The organism is Marinomonas shanghaiensis, assembly GCF_003259175.1.
GTDB lineage: Bacteria > Pseudomonadota > Gammaproteobacteria > Pseudomonadales > Marinomonadaceae > Marinomonas > Marinomonas shanghaiensis.
Window position 1 is genome coordinate 17,876 of the sequence record NZ_QGOK01000027.1, and the last position, 23,628, is coordinate 41,503.

Annotated in this window: 20 protein-coding genes; 7 read left to right on the forward strand and 13 right to left on the reverse strand. The window is 45.4% G+C overall.

What is annotated here, in order from left to right:
* Positions 1–194 precede the first annotated feature (194 nt).
* Together DKT73_RS17960 and DKT73_RS17965 are read left to right on the forward strand one after the other, a co-directional pair.
* A complete protein-coding gene (locus DKT73_RS17960; protein ID WP_111639895.1) occupies positions 195–803 on the forward strand; it encodes a gamma-glutamylcyclotransferase family protein in 609 nt (202 codons plus the stop codon).
* Positions 793–1,854 (forward strand): class I SAM-dependent methyltransferase, encoded by a 1,062-nt coding sequence (locus DKT73_RS17965; RefSeq protein ID WP_111639896.1) that lies wholly within the window; start codon positions 793–795, stop codon positions 1,852–1,854. Before DKT73_RS17960 ends, DKT73_RS17965 begins: the two co-directional genes overlap by 11 nt.
* A gap of 75 nt (positions 1,855–1,929) precedes the next feature.
* Here DKT73_RS17965 and DKT73_RS17970 read toward each other — a convergent pair whose 3' ends face one another.
* The gene (locus DKT73_RS17970; RefSeq protein ID WP_111639897.1) at positions 1,930–3,057 is read right to left on the reverse strand and encodes an acyltransferase family protein; all 1,128 of its coding nucleotides are present in this window, start codon (positions 3,055–3,057) and stop codon (positions 1,930–1,932) included.
* A 215-nt stretch (positions 3,058–3,272) separates the two neighbouring features.
* Between DKT73_RS17970 and DKT73_RS17975 the strand changes: the two genes are divergently transcribed.
* A complete protein-coding gene (locus DKT73_RS17975) occupies positions 3,273–3,731 on the forward strand; it encodes a YehS family protein (protein ID WP_111639898.1) in 459 nt (152 codons plus the stop codon).
* A 194-nt stretch (positions 3,732–3,925) separates the two neighbouring features.
* Positions 3,926–5,017: a hypothetical protein gene (locus tag DKT73_RS17980; RefSeq protein ID WP_111639936.1), complete on the forward strand. Its 1,092-nt coding sequence runs from the start codon at positions 3,926–3,928 to the stop codon at positions 5,015–5,017.
* Positions 5,018–5,085: 68 nt separating this feature from the next.
* Here the strand turns inward: DKT73_RS17980 and DKT73_RS17985 are convergent, their stop codons facing one another.
* The 9 genes from DKT73_RS17985 to DKT73_RS18025 all read right to left on the reverse strand — a co-directional run bounded on the left by DKT73_RS17985 (position 5,086) and on the right by DKT73_RS18025 (position 15,901).
* Complete coding sequence (locus DKT73_RS17985) at positions 5,086–6,045, reverse strand: AraC family transcriptional regulator (RefSeq protein WP_198666659.1); 960 nt, start codon at positions 6,043–6,045, stop codon at positions 5,086–5,088.
* Between the two features lie 226 nt (positions 6,046–6,271).
* Entirely contained in the window at positions 6,272–7,528 is a 1,257-nt protein-coding gene (locus DKT73_RS17990) for an MFS transporter (RefSeq protein WP_111639900.1), read from the reverse strand.
* 225 nt (positions 7,529–7,753) lie between these two features.
* The gene (locus DKT73_RS17995) at positions 7,754–8,794 is read right to left on the reverse strand and encodes a peptide ABC transporter ATP-binding protein (RefSeq protein ID WP_111639901.1); all 1,041 of its coding nucleotides are present in this window, start codon (positions 8,792–8,794) and stop codon (positions 7,754–7,756) included.
* Positions 8,791–9,759 carry a dipeptide ABC transporter ATP-binding protein gene (gene dppD, locus DKT73_RS18000; protein ID WP_111639902.1) on the reverse strand — a complete coding sequence of 323 codons (969 nt, stop codon included), beginning with the start codon at positions 9,757–9,759 and terminating at the stop codon, positions 8,791–8,793. The genes DKT73_RS17995 and dppD overlap by 4 nt, the downstream gene beginning before the upstream one ends.
* 11 nt (positions 9,760–9,770) lie before the next feature.
* Positions 9,771–10,685 carry a dipeptide ABC transporter permease DppC gene (gene dppC, locus DKT73_RS18005; protein WP_111639903.1) on the reverse strand — a complete coding sequence of 305 codons (915 nt, stop codon included), beginning with the start codon at positions 10,683–10,685 and terminating at the stop codon, positions 9,771–9,773.
* A 10-nt stretch (positions 10,686–10,695) separates the two neighbouring features.
* Entirely contained in the window at positions 10,696–11,706 is a 1,011-nt protein-coding gene (locus DKT73_RS18010; protein ID WP_111639904.1) for an ABC transporter permease subunit, read from the reverse strand.
* 120 nt (positions 11,707–11,826) lie between these two features.
* Complete coding sequence (locus DKT73_RS18015; protein WP_111639905.1) at positions 11,827–13,419, reverse strand: ABC transporter substrate-binding protein; 1,593 nt, start codon at positions 13,417–13,419, stop codon at positions 11,827–11,829.
* Positions 13,420–13,952: 533 nt separating this feature from the next.
* Positions 13,953–14,822, reverse strand: a complete 870-nt coding sequence (locus DKT73_RS18020; RefSeq protein WP_111639906.1) for an NAD(P)-dependent oxidoreductase — start codon at positions 14,820–14,822, stop codon at positions 13,953–13,955.
* 458 nt (positions 14,823–15,280) lie between these two features.
* Positions 15,281–15,901 carry an SGNH/GDSL hydrolase family protein gene (locus DKT73_RS18025; RefSeq protein ID WP_111639907.1) on the reverse strand — a complete coding sequence of 207 codons (621 nt, stop codon included), beginning with the start codon at positions 15,899–15,901 and terminating at the stop codon, positions 15,281–15,283.
* A 130-nt stretch (positions 15,902–16,031) separates the two neighbouring features.
* Here DKT73_RS18025 and DKT73_RS18030 point away from each other — a divergent pair, with 130 nt between their 5' ends.
* On the forward strand, positions 16,032–17,456 hold the full coding sequence (locus DKT73_RS18030) for a coniferyl aldehyde dehydrogenase (RefSeq protein ID WP_111639908.1): 1,425 nt from the start codon (positions 16,032–16,034) through the stop codon (positions 17,454–17,456).
* 73 nt (positions 17,457–17,529) lie between these two features.
* Here the strand turns inward: DKT73_RS18030 and DKT73_RS18035 are convergent, their stop codons facing one another.
* The gene (locus tag DKT73_RS18035) at positions 17,530–19,515 is read right to left on the reverse strand and encodes a methyl-accepting chemotaxis protein (protein WP_111639909.1); all 1,986 of its coding nucleotides are present in this window, start codon (positions 19,513–19,515) and stop codon (positions 17,530–17,532) included.
* 439 nt (positions 19,516–19,954) lie between these two features.
* Here DKT73_RS18035 and DKT73_RS18040 point away from each other — a divergent pair, with 439 nt between their 5' ends.
* Positions 19,955–21,115: an aldose 1-epimerase family protein gene (locus DKT73_RS18040; RefSeq protein ID WP_111639910.1), complete on the forward strand. Its 1,161-nt coding sequence runs from the start codon at positions 19,955–19,957 to the stop codon at positions 21,113–21,115.
* On the opposite strand, the gene DKT73_RS18045 is transcribed toward DKT73_RS18040, so the two are convergent.
* Positions 21,084–21,494 carry a gamma-glutamylcyclotransferase family protein gene (locus DKT73_RS18045; protein ID WP_232827924.1) on the reverse strand — a complete coding sequence of 137 codons (411 nt, stop codon included), beginning with the start codon at positions 21,492–21,494 and terminating at the stop codon, positions 21,084–21,086. The two genes, DKT73_RS18040 and DKT73_RS18045, sit on opposite strands and share 32 nt — an antisense overlap.
* A gap of 128 nt (positions 21,495–21,622) precedes the next feature.
* Positions 21,623–22,705 (reverse strand): bifunctional transcriptional activator/DNA repair enzyme AdaA, encoded by a 1,083-nt coding sequence (locus DKT73_RS18050; RefSeq protein ID WP_111639912.1) that lies wholly within the window; start codon positions 22,703–22,705, stop codon positions 21,623–21,625.
* Positions 22,706–22,939: 234 nt separating this feature from the next.
* Here DKT73_RS18050 and ypfH point away from each other — a divergent pair, with 234 nt between their 5' ends.
* Positions 22,940–23,557, forward strand: a complete 618-nt coding sequence (gene ypfH / locus DKT73_RS18055) for an esterase (protein ID WP_111639913.1) — start codon at positions 22,940–22,942, stop codon at positions 23,555–23,557.
* Positions 23,558–23,628: the final 71 nt, after the last annotated feature.

Consider the following 23,628-nt stretch of genomic DNA (forward strand, 5'->3'; position numbering starts at 1 on the left):
ATAGGTGTGGTGCTCGTTACTTCAAATAAATGCTTAAAAGCTCTGATTTTTCAGGGCTTTTTTGTGTTTTTTCGTGCCTTGATTGCCCTCTTAGTTTCGATCAATGAAGACATGAGCTAGTACTGTCTAAAGTCACACGTTATCATGCAGGCTATCTAGGAATGTAAATTGGCATATTCTGCTGGGGGGCGGCTATGAACGTATTAGACAGACACTTTATTTTAGGCTATGGCAGTCTGATGAATGGTCAAAGTCGTGCTAAAACAGGTGAAACCGGTAGGGTTTGGCCAGTTAAACTGCATGGCTTTGAACGCCACTGGTCGGTGATGTCGGTCGAGTACGGCATGAGCTCTGTTGCGGTCGTCCTTGCCCCTGAAAAAGCCTGTAATGGTGTCTTGGTTGAAGTGCCTCATGATCAGTTCCCTTTGTTTGATGAACGGGAGCGGGGTTATCAGCGAACCATGATTAAGACGGAACAATTAACACCTTATCATCATGATGCTCTGCCCGAAGGCACTTATTGGGTTTATCATACTCACGAAGTGACTCAGCCTGATCACGATTGTCCTATTGCGCTCAGTTATCTAGACGTTATTTTATCTGGATGTTTAGAGCACGGTGATGTTTTTGCTCAAGATTTTTTAACCCTAACTAAAGGATGGTCGTCGCCTTTACTGAATGACCGAAAAGCACCGCGTTACCCAAGAGTGCAACCAGAACTGTCTACTGAGCGTTTGAATATTTTATTGGCGCCGGTAACCACCCTTTCTATTAAAGAGCTATCTGTTACTTATGAATCTTAATTTAACGAGCCAACTATTGGTACGCAACAATACGGAATTGTCGGGTAAAATTTTATTCGCAAACCCAGAAGACACTTATCCACTGGAGGTAAGTCGACAAGCGGATGTGTATGCTTGGTGCCAATCAAAAACTTCTTACGATGCTTTATTGCGTGTTGGCTTTGCGGATGAAAAACTCTTTTTGTCTGAACAATGGGGGCCTGAAAATGCTCGTGAATTTGATTTTGTGGTGATTTATCAACCCAAAGCCAAAGAGCTATTGGATTATTTATTGGCGTCGGTTCTGCCTCTTTTAAAAGATGGCGGCCAAATTTGGCTGGTGGGCGATAACAAAAGCGGCGTCAAGTCCTCTATGAAGCGACTGGAAGCGGGATTGGACGAAGTCGGTAAGAAGGATGGTGCTAAGCATTGTTTACTGTATGCGGGTTACAAACGTCGTCCAGCCAAGCCATTTGTATTTGAAGATTGGATCGTGACATGGAAACAAGAGGTGGCTGGGCAAATATTGACGTTGTGTAGTCTCCCTGGTGTGTTTGGTCATGGAAAACTCGATAAGGGCACGGAGATTTTATTAAATCAACTGAACCAGCATCGCTTTATGAGTGATATTGGCAGCGCTCGTATACTTGATTTTGGTTGTGGGGATGGGATTATTGCCTTGTGGCTACATAATAAAACAGGCGCAAAAATTACCGCCTTGGATGACAGCGTGTTGGCTCTGAAAGCAACAGAGTTAACCTTTGCGGCTAATCAGGTCGGTGATGCGGTGACCTTGCTTGCCTCTAATGGTCTAGATCAAGTGAAGGGACGCTTTAACTATGTGGTGACCAACCCACCTTTTCACACCGGTGTGAATACGGATTACAGCATCGCGGAAAGCTTCTTCATGACAGTGAAACAACACCTTACCTTGAACGGTGAATTGTTTGTGGTGGCGAACGACTTCTTGCGCTATCCGCCTATTCTAGACGCTGCACTGGGTTCCCATACTCGCCTATACCGAGACAAAGGCTTTGCTATCTATCATGGCCGCCAACCGAAGAAAAAGTAACGTTAGAGGCTTTGTATAACGAAACGCCCATTTGTGAAAATGGGCGTTTTTGCTTTTGCAGAGTTAAATAATATATCAAGCCCCAATCAATAAGCGGCTTCTAGCGCCTAACATGGGTTGTAATTTACCTATTAGCCAGACGGATCCGTAAAACTGAAAAACAAATAACGCCAATGATGAAATAAGGCTGTATAGCACTGTTGTGTTGGGCTCAATATACCCTGCGTTGAGTAACAAATAGGTGGCGTTACCCCAGATCATGCTAATGAGAGGGTGTAGGAAAAAAATAGCGAAGCTAATGGAAGCTAACATGGTTAAGTGCTTGCCAAGAGCGGGTCCGACAAGGTGGGAACAAAAGCCGATAAATAAAATACAGAGCCCCATTTTTTGAATGAATTGTAAGTCGATGCCACCCCATTCAAACGCCGCTTTATGATAGCCACCAACATGGAGCAAAAGGCCAGATTGTAACCAAACGGTGGAAATGACAGTAAAGACGGCGGCGGCAAAAAAATAGCGATAATGCTTTTTCATCCAGCCACGGTGAAGAGAATACAGCATACCCGCTAGATAAAAAGGCGTGAAATACACCACGGATTGCAGCACATTAACATTGCCATGCGGTCGATGAACGACAACAGAAATAATGGCAAACAGGATTAAAATAGACAGCTGAGTGAATAGCGGCAGTTGTAAATAACGAAGGTGCAGTCTAGAACATAAAAACGTCACGATGATGAAGGGGATATACCAGTGTGGAAACAGAACATAGCCTTGTTTCATCAAGTGCCAACACATCTCGGCCGCTTTAAAGGCGCTGACTCTATCCACTAAGATAAAGACAATAAAATTCATTACAACGGCAAACGCGGACACAACCAAAAATGGCACAAGCACATTGAGGATTTTCTTCGACATAAAGCGTCGATAATCAAAACGTTGTGCAAAAACATGGTGGAAGAAAAAACCAGAAATAAACACAAAAACACCTGTGCCACCGCGCACTATATTTTCTAACCATAGTGGGAAGCCATCATTCGTATTGATCACAGAGTGCCCTAGTACGATCAATATAATAGCTAAGCCTCGCATGTATTCGAATTCTGTCAGCCGTGTTGTCGAATGTGTTTTCGTCGGAGTCGAGGCATGTTTGGCTGCTTGTTCGGTAATGTCGATGAGCGTCGGTTTTTGGGTTAGGTTCACTGGTTTACATCCATGAAAATGGGCAATGCAATCTATTAAGTGGTCAGCTGTCTAGAGAATCAATTTCTTTTACCTAAAGTGGGCAAGATTTTACGACAATCATGCAGTTTCGACGATACTCTGACGGAATTAAAGTGCGAAAATAGGTAAAAATCCGTCAATCTGCTACAGTCACTGTCTATTATTATTTATCTCCCTAACACTAGGACATTACCTTGAACAACAACGACATTTTACGCCGCCTTCGTTATACCTTTGATCTAAAAGAATTAGAGATAGTGTCTATCTTTGCCGCTGCAGACGGTATTGCTTCACAAGAGCAAGTCACCAGTTGGCTCAAAAAAGAAGACGATGCAGGCTATGTTGAAATGCTTGATGTGGAAATGGCGACCTTTCTTAACGGCTTTATCAATACGAAGCGTGGCAAGCGTGAAGGCCCACAACCTGAGCCAGAAAAGCGTCTGACAAACAATATTGTCTTCATGAAATTGCGCATCGCTTTAAACCTACAAGGCGAAGAAATTCTAGACATCATGTCGCTTGCTGAATTCAACCTAAGCAAGCATGAGCTGAGCTCCTTCTTCCGCAAACCAGACAATCGTCACTACTGTGAATGCAAAGATCAGATCTTGCGTAACTTCCTGATGGGGTTGCAAAAACAGTTCCGTGCTTAGATTTTAGCAGGCGCAATGTTATTCAAAATGCTCTAGATAAAGGGATTTGATCCCTTTATCTTATCTACGTTTTTTCTTATTTATGTCACACAGTGTACAAAGATTGCACTATGTGGATATCTCATTCTGCCTCTCTTTGCGATATTGACCCTCTAATTATAAATATAACTGTGAATAAACAGGGTGGTATCCATATGTTGATTAAAAATAAAGTAGCGCAAGCCGTTATTGTTGCGAGTCTTTCTTCGCAAGGGTTTGCTCTGGAATTGGGCGATTTTAACGGTACTCAATTTAGCATTGGTGGCTATCTCAAGGCAGAGGGTGTGTTCAATAACCCAGATGAAGGGACCAGCACATTTGATGGTAGCGCTCGTCAATCACGCATTAACTTCACCGCAAGCCGCGTAGAAGATGGCCATAAAATCACCGGGTTTATTGAAGGGGATTTTTGGGATAACAATACCACCGCCTCCGACACCACTTATGCCTATCGCTTACGTCATGCGACCATTTCGGTGGATAATTTGACTGTGGGTCAGACGTGGAATGGTCAATTTTTTGCCAACGCACCATTTGATACAGAAATGATTAACTTATGGGGTCTAGGGATAGGTACTGTGGCAGGGAACGGTGCCGTGGTTCGTCCTGATTTGGTTGTGCATTACGTGGACAAAGGGCTGCGTTTGACGTTCCAAGATCCTGTTTATACGGACGCAAGCTACCCAGATATGGTGGCGGCTTATACGCATCGTACACCAGAAGGCCATGCCTTCAACGTTGCGGTGACGGGTCGTGATGTGGACATGACGCCTTCCAATAGCGCTGACAGCGACTCTAAATTCGGTGCAGCCTTGTCTTTGGCGGCGAAGCTGAAATTTGGTGACACAAGTTTATCGTTAAGCGGATTTTCTGGTAAAGGTGCGGGTGTGTATGCTGGCTGGGGTTATCAGGGAGCTTCTGGTGCTTCAGGCGTTGCCGAAATCGACGGTCAAGGCGATATGGTGACTCTAACTGGTTTCTCTGCGGGCATTGGTCATAAAGTCAGTGACAAAGTAAGAGTCAATTTACGTTATGGTCAGGTCACATCGGATGAAATTTCATCTACGTTGGCAGACGATACACTTAAGTTGACCTTGGCGAACGTTATTTACACCCATTTGCCAGGTTTAGAGTTTGGCTTAGAAGTGCGTGATCAGAATATGGCAAACCGTCCATCTGTCGCAGTCGGTACGTCAGCACGTCCAGCTGGACAGCAAGTCGAAGTGATGGCGATGTACAAGTTCTAATAGTGAGCAACGACAAGAACAGACTGGGCTTTTCCCCTTTTGTCCAGTCTGTTTTTTTTATGGTTTGATTAATAAGAAAAATCACGCAATGTTTGTGACGGTAACTCGCCGATTTGTTCACGGTATTGAGCTGAAAATCGTCCTAAGTTAGTAAAACCATACTTCAATGCAACTTGAGTCACATTTTTGATGCGCTCATTGCTCTTTAGTTCAGCATGAACACTGTCTAGTTTTAGTCGGCGAACATACGTTGAAGGGGTTAGTCCTGTTTCACGTTCAAACACATTATACAGCGATTTACGGCTAATCTGGCATAGGCTAGCCAATTCGTCGACTGTGATATCTCGTGTAATATTGTCTAATACGTAATGACGAATGCGTGCAATATAACGATGGCACGATGCTTTGGCGACTGAGCCTAGACGGACATTGTTATCAAAGACATTGAGAATAGCGCTATTCAGTAGCTTGCAATAATACAGCAAGGGCCGTTCACCAAGAACGGATTTGTCTTGTTGTAACATGTCATTGAGTAAGTTAAATAGAGGCCCCGCCATCGGGAGTTGATTGACAGCCGAATCAAAAATGATGCCACTGGGCGACGCTAAATAACCAAACTCCCGCGCAGTTTGATGCAAAAAATCCGTTGGAATTCTGACGATGAGCTTTTTACAGTCAGCAGAATCATGTGATTCCACCTGCTGATTGGGCATAACGATGACTGAGTCACCTGCTTTGAGTGTGCGCTCAGCGTTGTGGTTGTGTTCGATACTGCGTCCTGTCAGAACGATTTGTAAAAAATACGCATCCGATCGGAATGCGGTATTCACTTGGATGGGCGCGGCAACACTGTACTCTCCAATCGAAAGAGCGCCAAACGTTTTGAATTTCAACGTTGCGAGTGCTGGCTGTGTTGTCCTTTCAATAAAATCGTGCTTTCCAAAGCCTTTTCCCAATAAAACATCAGCAAGAGATTGTACGGGAGCGTCTACAAGCTGAAGGTCATAGTTTGAAAAATCAAATCTCATCGCGATACACCAATGCATTAATTATTTTTATGAGCGGGCAGTCTTAGGTTGTTCTTTTACTGCTCTATAGAGTGCTTACTTAGTGTAGTGCGCGGTGCTTTCACTTAGTCATCCATTTTTGAGGTTACGCCATCAATTATTGGTATAGTAAACAGTTATGTTTAAAACAGTGGCTCACACAATACCCAAGCGTGTGTTTGAACGATTAAGACAGGAAATGAAGTGTTTAAACATCAGTACTGGATTGCATATCGAGTTGACCTTGAGGTGCGAAGCGTTTTTTGAGCCAGAGTTGCACCATTACTAGTGTGACTAATGGTATGCCATGAAACAGCATAATGACCAAATAGAGGGGCAGCCAATGATAAAAAGGGGCGACTATCACCATGCCGACAGCAAAGCCCATCATCTTGAGTAAAGCAAGCATACTAAACACTGGTAGACGCAGTCTTTCAGGCTCTGTTTGTATCCTTGATACGACACTCACTTCGGCGATGCCTTCGCCTATTCCCGCACATACAACAAACACAATAGCCCATATGAGCTGTTGCTGAGAAAAGGTCAGAATGAAGCCAAGAGACAGCGCTGAAAAGCCGACAAAAAATAGCATTTCCAATGATAGGTACGGGTATTTCTTTAACAAATAGCTGACAAGACGGGCACCGATGAACTTACCTATGGCCCATGATGCCATCAATGCCCCCATCGCTTGGCTGATATGTTCGGGGGTTAACAAGGTTGCTATGATTGGAAATCCGACTTGATGAGCGGCATTGCCTAAACTTCCCATTAGCGTGACCAATAACATTCCCGCGAGAATCGGGGCTTTTCTGAGTTCAATAGTAAGCTGCCGCCATTCTTGTTTGAAAGGCATTGGTCGTAGGGGAATTTGCGTGGTATCTGAGAGCGTTTTTAACGGTAAAAGCATAAGGGCGACAAAGACATAGACGACAATATTGAGAATAAAAACGTTCTCGTACCCCGTCCCTGCAATGAGTACTCCTACCAACAAGCCTCCTGTTACCGCACTCACCGAAGACAAAGAGGTTAGCCAAGTATTAACGGATAACCGTTTGGGCTGAATGATCCAATTAGGCAGTTGGCTGTTGATTCCTATAGTAAACAGAGTGTTGCAAAGGCCACTAATAAAGGCAATACAGGGGACAACATAAAGAAGATGGGAGTCAGGCAGGATAAGCAACAGTACCATGATGAAAAATCGAACTAGGTTTAGAGATATCAGCGCCCATTTCCCCTGCATTTTTCGAAAAAAAGGCACGCTCATTAGACTGGCTAAGAGACTTCCGCATACACTGCAGATCATAAAAACACTGAACTGATACACATTATTGCTGACGAGAAAGACATAGCTTGATAAGGCAATCATGCTGAGGACGCTGCCAAAATCGGCAAGACAGCGAGCAGAGATAATAAAAAAGGCATTGGTTGCAGAAGTGCGAAGGCACTTTTTTAGATGGTTCATGGTCGAGTCTTCCTTACTCTGTATTCGAATCAGTCCTTATTCGAATGAAAATATTTCTTGATAGGCTGGGCAGGTGCCTTGCTAAAAAGCAGCATTTATTAAGATCACTACATAGTAATCTCAAGACCTTCTTGTTGACTACTTTTCTTTGTTATTCGATAAAAAAACGCCCTTACGGGCGTTCAAAAACTCACTGGGAGGTGAGTGTGGTTTCAGTCTGAATGGTTAGGCAGCACCCACCGCAATGTTCTCAATACGGTTTTCTTCCACGGCGTGACAAGCGATCATGTGGCCTTTTTCTTGCTCCGCTTGATCGTCTAATCGTAGTAATGGTGTTTCGGTTTTGCAGCGCTCGTTGGCATAGCTGCAACGTCCGTGGAAGGCACAGCCCGATGGCGGATTTAGCGGAGAAGGCAATTCACCCTGCAGCTTAATGCGAACGCGACGTTTATCGGGCGAAAGCTGCGGCGTACTAGACAGCAACGCTAAGGTGTAAGGATGTTTTGGGTTCTCGAACAGTTGCTCACGAGTGCCTTGTTCTACCACTTTGCCCAAGTACATTACCATCACGTCGTCGGCGATGTGTTCCACCACAGACAAATCGTGCGAGATGAACACATAGCTCAAGCCAAACTCTTTTTGCAAATCCATCATTAAGTTCAATACTTGTGCCTGAACCGAGACGTCCAGCGCGGATACGGGTTCATCGGCCACGATGACATTCGGGTCAAGCATTAAGCCACGAGCAATTGCAATACGCTGACGTTGTCCACCGGAAAACATGTGTGGGTAACGCTCATAATGCTCCGCTTTCAAACCGACTTTCGCCATGATAGCGAGGGCTTTTTCTTTGCGTTCTGCTTTGGAAAGCTTGGTATTAATCACCAAAGGCTCTTCCAATATCGCACCGATTTTCTTACGTGGATTCAGCGAGCCATACGGGTTTTGGAAGATAATTTGGATCTTCTGGCGTAACTTTGCTTGTGCATCGGCGCTCAAGGTTAGTAAGTCTTCACCAAGGTGCGCTAGCTTGCCACCTGTGGGTGTTTCAATCATGGTAAGCATTCGCCCAAGCGTGGATTTACCGCAGCCGGATTCACCTACTACGGCAAGCGTTTTGCCTTTCTCAAGATTGAAACTAATACCATCGACGGCTTTTACCACGGCATCCGGTTTAAACAGACCTTGTTTGACATGGTAATGCTGTTTTAAATTTTCGGCTTTCAAAATTAACTGGCTATCGGATGACGTATTAAACTGACTCATGCGGCTGGTCTCCCTTCGCGGTCCAATGGCGTATGGCATTTTACTTGGCGATCAAGATCACCTTGGTTCGCAGGCTCAACTTTACGACAATGGTCGGTGGCATAAGGGCAGCGAGGGCTGAGCAAACAACCTAAAGGACGATCATACTGACCCGGAACCACGCCCGGCAAAGCTTTAAGGCGCGCCTTACCTGCAGCGGATTCTGGCAAAGAAGCCAGTAATGCCTGTGTATAGGGATGCCTTGGCGTACTAAAGACTTCCGACGCTGGGCCAGATTCGACGATTTGACCTGCGTACATGACGATAACGCGATGAGCGACTTCGGCCACAAGCGCCAAATCGTGAGTGATCAACACCAAACCCATTTGCTTTTTGCGCTGCAGTTCGATCAACAGGTCAATAATCTGCGCTTGAATCGTCACGTCCAAAGCGGTAGTCGGCTCATCAGCGATCAATAAACGTGGATCACAGGCAATTGACATGGCGATCATCACACGCTGGCTCATACCGCCTGACAGTTGGTGAGGGTAATTGTCCAAACGCGATTCCGGTGCCGGAATGCCCACTTGCTTCAATAGTTCAATAGCGCGCGTTTTTAGTTCTTTCTTGCTGCCGCCTTGGTGCGTTTTTAGCGCTTCAATGATCTGATAACCCACAGTGAAACAGGGGTTAAGGCTGGTCATCGGATCTTGGAAGATCATCGCAATGTCGGAGCCAGTAAGCTTACGACGTTGCTTTTCTGGCATGGCTTGCAGATCTTGACCATCGAAGGTTAATTGATCTGCGCTCACCTTACCTGGGAAATCGATCAAGCCCATGATAGACAATGAACTCACACTCTTGCCTGAGCCAGATTCTCCCACGATGCCGAGAACTTCCCCTTCTTCGACCTTATAACTGATGTTATCTACGGCGCGAAAATTGCCGAAGGTAACGCTTAAATTTTCCAACTGTAACAGTGACATAACAACCTCTCTTACTGTTTCAACTTGGGATCAAGGGCATCACGTAAGCCATCGCCCATGAGGTTAAACGCCAGTACTGTGATCAAAATCATCAAACCGGGGAAAGTTACCACCCACCACGCGCGTTGCACGAACTGCAAGGCATCGGCCAACATGGAGCCCCATTCTGGGGTCGGTGGTTGCGCGCCAAGGCCAAGAAAACCAAGGGCCGCCATATCAAGAATGGCGCTAGAGAAGCCTAACGTTGCTTGCACGATTAACGGCGCCAAACAGTTTGGCAAAATACAGATAAACATCAGGCGCAATGGCCCCGCGCCAATGACCTTAGAGGAGGTAACATAGTCACGAGACATTTCCGCCATGGTGGCGGCACGGGTTAAACGCACATAATGTGGTAGTGAGACAATGGAAATCGCCAACGCCGCATTCACAATACTTGGCCCTAAAATCGCCACGATCGCAATTGCCAACAACAAGCTTGGCATCGCCAACATGATGTCGACAATACGCATAATCGCGGTGTCGATGATGCCTTTGAAATAGCCGGCAATCAGACCGAGTAAAATCCCCATCACCAAAGAGGCCGTCACCGCGACGATGCCAACGGCAATTGAAAGGCGTGAACCATAAATCAAGCGAGATAAAATATCTCGGCCCACATCGTCAGTGCCTAGTACGTAAGACCAGTTGCCGCCTTCTAACCATGCTGGTGGCAACAACAGCGCATCGCGGTATTGATCAGAAGGGGAATGTGGGGCGACAAAATTAGCAAATACCGCCATGAAACAAATAATTAAGATCACCACCAGGCCTGCGACAGCGCCTTTGTTACTGCTGAAATAATGCCAAAACTCTTGCAAGGGGGTCATGGGGGCTGGCGCGGTTAATGGGATGTCTGTCGTGGACGTTTTAGTAGATGTCGTCATAAACGCCTCCTTATCGGCTGTGTCGAATTCGTGGGTTAACAATGCCGTAAGTGATATCTACCAAGAGATTCACGACAATGATGATACATGCGACGATCAAGATACCGCCTTGCACAACAGGGTAATCACGGCGCCCGATGGACTCGATTAGCCATTTGCCAATACCGGGCCAAGCAAAGACGGTTTCGGTCAGGATCGCTCCCGATAACAAAATACCGACCTGCAAACCAATCACGGTAATAACAGGAATCAAGGCATTACGTAACGCATGAATGACGATGACTCGCCAAGGCGCAATGCCTTTGGCGCGGGCGGTACGAATGTAATCTTCGCTTAATACTTCCAGCATAGAAGAGCGTGTCATACGGGCAATCACCGCCATAGGAATCGTACCGAGAACAATACTGGGTAAAATCAAATGTGCGACAGCGGAAGAAAAGGCACCCGCTTCGTCCGATAAAAGGGAGTCAATCAACATAAACCCCGTTACATCCTCAATCCAGTAGACGACATCGATTCGCCCTGACACTGGCGTCCAACCCAGATTGACGGAAAAGACCAACATCAGTAACAGCGCCCACCAGAATATGGGCATGGAATACCCAGTGAGCGAAAAGGTCATCACCGAATGGTCTATTACGGTTCCTCGTTTTACGGCGGCTAAAATGCCCGCTGGGAGGCCGATTAAAATTGCGAAGATGGCCGCACAAAGTGCTAATTCAATGGTGGCAGGGAAAAGAGTAAGGAATTCTTTCATTACCGGTTCTCGCGTAATGAGGGAGTTGCCTAAATCCCCTTGTAGAACGCCTGTGACGTAATGGAAATACTGGACGTATAGTGGCTTGTCAAAGCCCAGTTGAGCACTCAGCTCGGCATGGCGTTCTGCGCTCACACCACGTTCACCCGCCATCACTTCGATTGGATCGCCGGGAATTAAACGAATAAGGGTAAAGGTCAGCAAGGTGATTCCGATAAAGGTCGGAATAACGAGGCTTAAACGACGGAAAATAAATTGGAACATAAAGGACGGGCTCTCTTGAGATATTAGATGATCGAGCGTTGAGCTCGGTCAGCAAAGTACTTACTCACGTCCCAGCGAGTAAGTACTTTGTTGTCCAAAGGACATATTTCTAAACGTTGATTACTTGCTAACGTTGTAGAAGTAGTGACCGCCAAGTGGGTCAATTTTGTAGCCTTTCACTTCTTTACGAATTGGCTCGTAAACCACTGAGTGAGCAACGGTGATCCAAGGCGCTTCGCGCTTGAAAACAACTTGAGCTTCTTCGTACTCTTTCGTACGTTCTGCTTTATCAGAGGTTTGCTTGGCTTTTAACAGCAAGTTGTTGAACTCTTCGTTACACCATTGTGCACGGTTTGCGCCACCAACAGCATCACAGCCTAACAAAACATATAGGAAGTTATCTGGGTCACCATTATCACCAGTCCAACCTAGCAACACGGTATCGTGTTCACCATTTTTGGAACGGTTTAAGTACTCACCCCATTCGTAAGACACGATTTCTGCTTTCACACCGATTTTAGACCAGTCTTCTTGCATGATTTCAGCCATACGACGCGCATTTGGGTTGTATGGACGTTGTACTGGCATCGCCCAGATGTTTGTCGAGAAACCATCAGGGTAACCCGCTTCCGCAAGCAATTTTTTCGCTTTTACTGGATCATATGGGTAATCCACAACGTTGTTGTTGTAAGACCACATAGTCGGTGGAATAGGGTTTTTAGCCGATTTACCCGCACCTTGGAATACCGCATCAATGATTGCGCTCTTATCTGTGGCCAAGCTTAATGCTTGACGAACACGAACATCAGTGAAAGGTTCTTTTTGTGTGTTAAAGGCCAAGTAACCAACGTTCAAGCCTTCTTGGCTCATTAAGTTGATATTTGGATCCGCTTCCATCTGTTTAAGATCAGCTGGGTTTGGATAGGGCATGACATCACATTCACCCGCTTTCAATTTTGCGTAGCGAACGGAAGCGTCTGGCGTGATAGAGAAAACAAGACGATCGATTTGCGCTTTGCCTTTCCAGTAGTCTTCAAACGCGGTGTAGCGAATCAAAGAGTCTTTTTGATACTGAACTTTTTGGAAAGGACCGGTAGCAACGGGATCAATATCTAGCTTCTCAGGGGTGCCCTTTTTCATATAAAAATCGGCTTGTTCTTTAGAGAAGATAGACGCAAAGTCCATGGCAAGGTTGGCAATAAATGGTGCTTCTGGTTTCGTCAAAATGAACTTAACCGTGTAGTCGTCAACCTTTACCATTTCTTTGATCAGGGTATCCATGCCCATACCAGTGAAGTACTCATATGAGCCACCAGAAACAGCATGGTACGGGTTGTCTTTGTTGCCTTGACGATCAAACGTAAAAATAACATCGTCGGCATTAAAATCGCGTGTTGGTGTAAAATCTTTTGACGTGTGGAACTTAACGCCTTTGCGTAGATGGAAAGTGTACTCAAGACCATCGCTTGATACTTCGTAACTTTCTGCTAGACCAGGTTCTGTTTCTGTCGTACCCAGTTTGAATTCGACTAAGCGGTTGAACATGTTTTTTGATGTTGCGTCAAAAGTGGTACCAGCGGTATAGAATGCTGGGTTAAAGCCCTCTGGGCTGCCTTCTGAGCAATAAACCAATGTGGTTGCAGCGTGAGCAGATGTGCTGATTGCTCCAGCGGCCATAAGTGCGAGCGTTATTTTTGCTAGCCCTGTTTTCATTGTCACTCTCCATTAACATAATTATTTTCGTGCTGTGCACGTGGGAAGTCGAATCAAGGTGTTCGTTACTTTTGTGATTTTTTGAGGGGTTTAAAGCGGCTTTTAGCGTAGCGACTGTGACCGTTTTTTAAAAACAAACCCCATCCAAACTCCTAGTTCGAATGGGGTTGTTCTGCCTCGTCCCTGAGCCCCCTTTAGCCATAAGCAATGCATCCGAATAAACAGACGCATTAAAAACAGCGTCCATGAAGATTACTCAAGCCAATTTAAATAACCAATTGAAATAACGATATGGCCTATACGTGTAATGAATACAGAATCCTAATAAAGGTGTGTAAGCCTTGAAAACAAAGGGTTTTTAGGGAAATAGCCAAGTAAGGAATAGGGAAGAAAAAGGATTATTTTTTTTAAAAAATAGGCAAAAAGTTGAAAAAAGAGAAACCGAAAGAGGATCTTTAACCAGACATTAAACTTATATAAAGACAGTTTAATGCTTCCTCAGAGAAGCACTAAACTGCACATAACATGAGAAATTAGGCTTTTTTATCGAGCGCCTTTATTAAAACAGAAGTGTCTTGACGACCACGGCCTTCAGCGATCAGTGCTTGATAATCTTGATCAACGGCTTGGGTTAACGGAATTTTGATGCCCATTTTTTCGGCTTGGGCAAGACACAGACCTAAATCTTTATGCATCCATTCAATCGCGAAACCAAAATCAAACTCATTTTTTGCCATGGTTACGCCGCGATTTTCTAATTGCCAAGAGCCCGCCGCGCCATGCTTTAAAGTATCAACTAGGGTTGCTACGTCTAAGCCCGCTGTTTGCGCAAAGCGTATGCCTTCTGATAGACCCGATAGTACACCAGCAATCAGGATTTGGTTGACCATTTTGGCGATCTGACCGTTACCGACAGGCCCCATAAGTCGAGTGGCTTTGGCGTAACAATCGAGTACAGACTGCGCTCTTTCAAGGTCGCTGTTTGTGCCGCCTATCATCACGGTTAATACACCGTTCACAGCACCAGCTTGCCCTCCAGAAACGGGAGCATCCATGAAATGAAAGCCACGTTCTTGAGCGGCTTGATAAAGCTCTTTTGCCACTTCTGCAGAGGCTGTGGTGTGATCAATAAAAAGCGTGCCGGTTTTCGCTTGTTGGAAGGCGCCATCAGGGCCTAAATAAACCGCGCGTAAGTCGTCGTCATTCCCTACACAGGTCAGCACTATGTCAGCGTCTTGTGCAGCAAGAGCGGGTGTAGTGGCAAAGACCCCCGCGTATTCTTTACACCATTGTTGGGCTTTTGACGTGGAGCGATTAAACACCACAACGTCATGGCCGGCTTTGCTCAAATGACCTGCCATTGGATAACCCATTGTGCCGAGTCCGATGAAGCTTACTTTCATTGCTTTCTCCTTACTGCATGTGTTGAGAGACGGATTTGGTAAACCAACTGAATCACTAGATCATACGGGTTTGTTGAGGAATTACGAGGTACAAAAAACAGAGAAAGTAAGCATACAGAAGCGGAATATCGTGACAGCGCAAGGATGTTAAACATTTTTTGCTTCGATCAGGACGAATGGTATTGCTTGAATATTCTGTGGATAACTTTGTGCAAGAAAATGAAAACGAGAGATTATTTCATGAAAAATACGATATCGATCAATAATCGAGCATATTTTATACACTTTACATATTTTCCTTTTGTAATCTAAGCGTTCACCCCTTTTGTCAATGTCTGAAAGGCGCAAAAACCAAAATACGCCTTTTGATGAACCAGCTAGGAAAAGATGCGGCTGTTTATTGCTCTATTTTCGTACAAAGATAGAGCAATAAAATACCATATAGAACAAGGTTATAACTATATTTTATCCTTGATTAGGGCATGGATGGCTTGGGCTAGTTGTTCATTCGCTTGAGCATCTAAATGTATGCCATCGACTAAGCTGGGTTGTAAAACGCCAGCGGCGTTCAGAAAAATACATTTGTTGTGAACCGCAATATCTTGATAGTAATGGTGAAAAAGTTGAGATTTTTCAACGGCACCGTCAAAACTTTCAGCCATGGCGCCCGTTGGGGATAAAATATTTGGTGGTGCGATGACCATAAGCGCGGGATTGAGAAAACCATGATTGTTGGGCATTCTTGACTTTTCGATCAATTTTTCAACGCCTTTGGCGGCTTCATAAGCCCCAACATGGAAATGTCGCTTTAAATCGTTTGTGCCTAACATGATAATTAAAATGTCGACAGGACCAAAGGTTTCTAAAGCCGCCTGCAAGTAGGTCAAGCCATTTCGACCCTCCAAAAAAGGATCATTCCAAATCGTGGTACGGCCCGGTAGGCCAAAATTGATAACCTGATGATGCTTTCCTAAACGCTCATTCAGTATGGTTGGCCAGCGTAAGTGTTTTGGGTAACGTCCGCCATTTGGCACACTGCCCCAGGTGAGAGAATCGCCATAACATAGGATGGTCGCCATCATTTGCTCCTTAGCATGTGTTTGCCAGTAAAAAGTCTGTTTCACATTAATTAGTGTAGCTAATTTGGTAAGAGTTAGAGTAAAAACGTTTCTGGGTAGCAAACAATGCATGACTATTTAAGGGGGCAAAATGGCAGTTGGACTTTCTTATCATGACGATGAAATGCGAGCGGCGTTTACACGACTGAAAGACATCGCCCAGCGGACACCTTTTCCTACGGCAACTGAACGCTTGCAGTGTCTCAAGCGTTTGGAAATGACGCTATTGCGCTCTGAACCCGCGTTATTAAGAGCGTTACAGCACGACTTTGGACACCGAGCCCCCGAAGAGTCTCGTTTATTAGAGTTGATACCTGTATTGGGTGAATTAAAACACGCCAAACGGCATTTGAAAAAATGGATGCGATCGTCAAAACGTCGTTTACACATTAGCGCCTTACCTGCGCATGCAAAAGTGGTGTATCAACCCAAAGGGGTTATTGGGGTGATTTCACCTTGGAACTATCCAGTTTTACTTTGTCTTGGGCCACTAATAGGCGCCTTGGCAGCGGGTAATCGAGTGATGTTGAAGGTGTCAGAGTTTTGTCCGCAAACCAATCGCGTATTACGTGAGATATTAGACCGTTCGTTAGGGGAGAATTGGCTAGAACTGGTAGAAGGCGAAGCGGAAATAGCCAATGGGTTTAGTCAGTTACCATTTGACCATTTGTTATTTACGGGATCCACCGCCGTTGGTCGCATAGTGATGCGCAATGCCGCCGAAAATTTAACGCCTGTGACGCTTGAGTTAGGAGGGAAGTCGCCATTGCTGGTGGCGCCATCTGCTGATTTGAGTGACACGGCAAAAAAACTGGTGTTTGGTAAGTTGTTAAATGCTGGTCAAACCTGTGTGGCGCCTGATTATGTGTTTTGTCATCGCGAACAAAAGCAGGGCTTGATTGAACATATCAAAGACGAGCTGGCCCAATATTATCCTGAGGGTGTGCTGAGCTCAGATTACACCAGTTTGATTAACTCTCGCCAGCTTGAGCGCCTACAAGGGTATTTAAACGACGCCATTGCGGCGGGCGTCGACTGTGAGAATCTCATGCCGCAGGGACCAGCGCAAAGTGAGGGCAAATTGGCCTTGCACGTTTTACATCAACCAAAGGATGACCTGCGAGTCATGCAAGATGAGCTCTTTGGGCCCTTGCTGCCGATTCTACTTTACGATGATATGGAAGAGGCATTGTCTTATATTCGCCAGCGTCCAAGGCCTTTAGCCCTGTATTTATTTACCCAACAAACGCAAGATCAACGACTCTGCGAAGAAAGCATTACCAGCGGCAGTTTAGTGATTAACCACACACTTATTCAGGTCGCGCAAGCGGATCTGCCATTTGGTGGTATCGGTCATTCCGGCATGGGGGCGTATCACGCTGAGGAAGGCTTTAAAACCTTCTCTCATGGCAAGTCGGTATTGCATAAACGCGGGTTTAATATGCTGGCCTTGCTTCGTCCGCCTTATCGTCGCCCCATTCATCGTATGGTGGCTAAGCTCTGGCGTTTTTTGTAAGCCGCTTTTTTAAAGGCATAAAAAAACCATGACGATGGGTCAATCATCATGGCTTTTAGGGTGGACGAATGGCCTATTTTAACGCATTTAAACGTTTGGCGATGGCGTCGATTTCTTGACTCATACGGCTAAGCTGGCTGGAGTCGCTCGCATTGCTGCCAGTAAGCTCCTGCAAACGCGACACAAACATGCTGAGATCCTGTGACACTTTTTGTTGTTCGCCTGCCGCAACAGAGATTTGCGTTGCTTGATCGGTAATTTGCGAGAACGCATCGACGACCTGTTGTAAGTGGGCCGCGGTGGATTCTGCCGTTGCTACCGCTCGTTCGGTTTCGCTGTGTCCTAGCTCCATGGAACTCACGGATTCTTTTGATGCGACTTGTAAGCGTCCTAATACCTGCTCGATTTCTACGGCAGAGCTTTCACTTTTTGCCGCAAGGTTACGCACTTCATCGGCGACCACCGCAAAGCCTCGACCGGTTTCCCCCGCTCGTGCGGCTTCTATGGCCGCATTGAGTGCCAACAAGTTAGTTTGTTCCGCGATGTCACGAATGACGCTTAGCATACCGTTTGCCCGACGGCTGTCTTCGTCTAATTGCAGAATGTTGGTTTGTGCTTGCGTCATGGCATGGGTTAGAGAGCGCATGGTGTCTATGACAACATTCATTTCTTTACCACTGCTGCGCACATCTTTGTGTATACGTTCAACGGTTTCTTTGGTCTCGTTGGCGTACATCGCCACATCGTGAGAAGTGGCTCCAAGCTCTTCTGTCGCGGCAGCTAGCGTGGTGTTTTCATCACTTAAGCTGTTGGCTTTATTAAGAAAATCATTGCTGAACTTACTGAGGCGCCCTGCATCCGCGACCAGATTGGCTGATTCAGTATGGATTTGCTCTAATAACTTTTTCAATTTATCGCCGTAAGCATTCACGGCTAGGCGAAGATCCCCTAATTCATTCAATTTACCCACGGTAAGAGCTTGAATGCTGCCGCCATCGGCCAGTTCTTGGATCTGCTTGGTCGTTTGAGTGATTTGCCCAAGTAAGCTACGGAAGAAGGACGCCGCAATTAGGCTGACAATAATTAACAAGGCCCCAATGACGATCATTAGGAACAAGCCCATGCTTTCTGCAATTTCGGTCATGCGGGCTTTGGGCACAACCAAACCGATCGTCCAGCCGGTTTGTGGGTGTTTAACCAGATCCACATACGCGGCACCGTCTAAAATTTCATCATGCTCAACTGTGATGGCTTGTTCAGCGGTGCCCATTTTTACTAGAGCGGGCTTTAACCATGGAAGCTGGTTACCCAGTTCAGTGGCCGTTAACATGCTGCCATCGCTTTTTACCAAGTTGGCTTTGTCTTTCGGAAAGCTGAGAACTTGTCCTGTTTGATCAATGGCGAAGACATAACCTTGATTTTCGGCTCCATACAGTTCAAGCGCTTTGGTAATACCGTCTAACATCATGTCTACGGTGGTGACACCCGTGAAGGTATTGTTCTGTTTCATGGGAATGGTACAGGTCACCATAGGGATATTGGTAACAGGGTCTATGTAGGCTTCAGACCACGCACAACGATTGACTGGCGAGGTTCTGCCAACGGTGTACCAACCTTCGTTGTGATAGCCCGATCCCGCAGGATCATTGTAATCGTCCAGATAACTCATTTTAGAACCATCACGTCCCCAGAAGAAACTACGGCGCTCTGTTCCGGGCGTAAACGCAGAAGGCTCAGGCCAAATACCACCACCCGCGATACTTTTATCATCGTGGTTATTAATAATGCTTGGAAAAACTTTTTTAAACAGTGCTTCGTCTTTAGGGAGTTCAGTGCTGGCTAATGCGAGGGTGCTGGTGAGTAATTGGATTTTTTCTAACTTTGCGCTGAGTAATTCGCTCAGTGCTTTTTGGTTGACGGAAATTTGTCTTTGGCGTTCAGCGGTGAGGTCGGGTTTTACTTTCGTTTCTATTACTAGGTAAATACTGGCGAGAGCGAGTAACAATATGGCGATTAAACCGATATTAATTTGTTGTCGAATTCGAATGGGTGACGTCATAACAACCTCAACTTTTGCAACTTAGGTGGGTTTATATAAGACAATAGTCTTATATAAACAGAGAGATCAAGCGCATTTTTTACACAATTTGTAAAGAAATATGACAAACTGCTTCGTATTCCTGTGCTTAACTCCATTTTTAGAGCTTTCGATTTTGTAGGATTTAGCCTTGTTTCCCGTTAGCGTTAATTTTTGTTTTTCCAGCAAGGCAACAAACTTTCTTATGGCGTTTTCTGTTACTTTACCATTGAATTATTGACATATTATGACGACAAAAAGAGCGGACTTGTTTGTTGCGTGTGCTAGAAACTTCTGATTGGGGGGCGTTAGGAACGTGAAGCACAATGCAACATTGAATAAACAGTAGATTTTATTCTCATAGCTAGCCTTGTTCTCTAGCTCGCGTTAGCATGAGGAAATTTTCTTCGGAGCTTGGCCCATGTTTCAACTTGTTCTTCTTAGTCATCAACAACATATCGATGTCGGTAATGTCTCCTTGTCTGCTGAATTAATGGGATTGCCGAAAGATATCCCGATTAGTGTGCAGCAGATGTGTCTGATAGGCGGTAAGCAAACCGGCTCGCGTTTGATCACGTTAACCGTGGGTGATTCTGTGGTTCGTGTCGTGCCGACTCGTGGCATGGCGGTGCTTGATGTGGTCAGAAACGGTGTGCGCTTTGGTTGGGATTCTCCTGTGAAAGAGGTGGTTCATCCTAGTTTCGTGAATCAAGAAGCGTCTGGTGGCTTAGGCTGGTTAGACGGTTTTAACGAGATGATTGTGCGTTGTGGTTATCAGTGGGCAGGGCACCCTGGTCAAGACGGCGATGAGTTTTTGACTTTACATGGCCGTATTCAAAACACGCCTGCTGACGAGGTGATTTTAGAGGTTGAGCAAGTGCCACCTTATCGTGTGACCTTACGTGGTCGCGTCGATGAAAAACGTTTCAAATTCACTAATTTTGAACTGCAAACGGTATTGTCACTGACGCCAGATGCGCCGTATTTGTTGGTAGAAGATACCTTGACCAACAAAGGCAGCTACTCACGTGAATACCAGGCGATTTATCACAACAACTTTGCTCAGCCGATTCTCGAAAAAGGCGCGCAACTGCATGTTCCTATGGCGGAATTATCGCCGTTTAACGACTACGCTGCGGGTGGCTTAAACGATTGGAATCAGATGCCTGCGCCAACGAAAGATTTTGATGAAATGGTGTTTAATATTCGTCCGTTGAGTGACGAAAATGGTTTTTCTCATGCCTTGTTGCATAACGCTAACGCGAACTGCGGTATCGAGGTGAGCTACCAAACCGAGACCTTGCCCGTACTGACTATCTGGAAAAATACCGATACCGTCGAGCAAGGTTACGTGGTGGGCATCGAACCCGGTACTAGCTTTGCTTACAACCGTTCTTATCAGCGCAAATTAGGTCTGGTGCCGACAATCGGTGCGGGTGAGTCAAAACACTTTGTAGTACGTTTTGGTTTGTTAACGGATGAAGATCAAATCAAAGCCAGTGCAGCGAATATCGCGCAATTACAAAGTGTTCAAACCGCTCAAGTTCTGTCTACGCCGATTGTGCGCCTTGGTGAGAAGTAGCCGTGCGGGAGTATCGCTCCCAATCGCCGGCTTCCATGTAAGGAGCATGGTCTAGGGATTTATTATAAACATAAATCCAACCGCGGCCATAAGGCGAAAAAACGCGTTTTCTGATGTATAAAGAGCTTTCTGGTGCTTCTGGATCATAGCCTTCAAGCTGATCCAAAGCGGCCAGTATCTCATCAGATACATCGTACCATTCGACTCGGATTCGACCACTTTCATCATGGGTAGATGCGATGCCTGGAAAGTCGCCTAAATTGTGCATGCGAAACCCAGTCAACCAACCTAGACCGATGCGTTTGCACTCAGCCAGTAGCTCATGATTTTCAAGCCCCTCACGAAGCGTCCCATATACAGCAACAATATTTGTCGGCATGTTGAATTCCATCTAATTACAATCAAAGTGCACAAGATGGACTGGTAGCGAGCGCATTTCAATAGCGCTTCAGGGAAATTACATTGCCATGACATAACCTTGATGTATTCATGAAACTACAGGCTTTTTTATGGTGAAACCTTGCGTTTACGAAGGCTTTCGCAGTGATTTTTTTCGTGATCAAGTAACCAACGTTTGCGTTCTAATCCACCTGCATAACCGGTCAAACTGCCGTCCTTACCAATGACTCGATGACAAGGAATCACAATCGCTATGCGATTCATGCCATTGGCGCGAGCGACGGCTCGAACGGCTTTGGGGTTATTGAGTCGCGTGGCTTGTTCTTGGTAGCTGGCGGTGGTGCCGAACGGAATTGAGCTTAGCATTGTCCACACGGTATTTTGAAAATCTGTTCCTGGCGTATGAAGAGGCACGCTGAATTCGCTGCGTTCGCCTAAGAAATATTCTTCTAGTTCAAGTTTTAGCTGTTTCATGTGAGCGTTTTCACCCGCGACGATGGGGGCTTTTAAACGTCGTTGTAAATCTTCAAACTCGGTTTCTAACATGCGTCGGTCAACGAATTCCAACAGGCAAATACCCTCATCCGTCGCACACACAAACATCGGGCCAATCGGCGTGGTTAACCTATCGATTAGAATCACAGCAGTCTCCATATTCAGGGTAGGCGCATGGCCAAGTAACTTTTTAAAAGTGTAACCGAAACCACTCAAAGAGTCGTAACCGGAATCTAATGCAGTACGGGTCGCGCTTTTACCAGTCTTTAATTCTTGAAACGCATAATTGATACGATACATGCGCTGAAAGGTTTGAAAGGTCATGCCATAGTGCTGATTAAACCAACGGCGCACAAAAATGGGTCGTATACCGGATTCTCTTAGTTGTTGGTCGGTAATCTTTGCCTTGGTGCAATCTCGTACCAGATTCATCGCGGCTTGAACTTCATAAGGGGCTTCATGGGCATTTTCAGTTGGCCGGCAGACTTTACAAGGTCGAAAACCGGCGTCCATGGCGTCTTTGAAATGCGTATAAAACGCCACATTTTCACGTTTTGGTTTGCGTGCTCGGCAAGTGGCAATACAAAAAATAGAGGTGGTTTTGACACCAACAAAAAACACACCGACATAGCTGGGATCACGGCTAAGTAACGCTTGATAATAGCCATCGGCTTGTTTTTTATCTGTTATTAACATGCGATTGTCCATTTAGCTTATGAAGGTTGCTGTTGTGCTGATGAAACTAAGGTTAGCTTGATTCTCTTTGATGTAACAACCGAAAACTGGACGAGTATTTTTTCTTACGGCCATTCCTCAATACATTATTTTTTAATGTGCAATAGAAGCTTTAGGAATAGCTTGTATATCTTGTTTTCGTTGAGAAATAGAGTATTCATTCTATTTTTAACTCGTTACTCTGGAAGTTGATACATGCCCAATACTCTCATAATACAAGAACCCAATTCGCCGACGCGTTTGTTTTTATTATTTCATGGTGTCGGCGCAACGTCCCAGAGTTTGGCACCTTTGGGACAGATTCTTGCTGAGGCTTTACCAGATGCCTTTGTCGTGTCGGTACAAGCCCCGGATGATTCTGATGTTGGACAAGGCTATCAATGGTTTTCGGTACAGGGTGTGACAGAAGAAAATCGAGTTGAACGCATTGCGGCTGCGATGCCAGCCTTTGTCGAAACGGTAAAATATTGGCAGCAAAAAAGCGAACTAACCCCAGAGAAAACGACCTTGATTGGTTTTTCCCAAGGGGCGATTATGGCCCTGTCATCGACGCAAATGGTCGAGGAAAAGTTGGCAGAAAAAGTTGTTTCCCTATCTGGTCGTTTTGCCATGTTACCCTACAAAAAATCAATCAATCACACAGAAGTGCATTTCATCCATGGAAATCAAGATAACGTGATTGACTATCGCTTGTCTAAATCAGCTTACGATGCCCTGATCAGTGAAGGCATCATGACCACTTACGACCTTATTCCTGACCTTGCTCACACGGTGAATCAAGCCGCGGTAGATTGCTTGTTAGAGCGTGTATAACGGTATGGTTTTACAGAATAAAAATTGAAAACATGGCATAGCAAATGCTTGTATATTCGTTTCATTCTTAT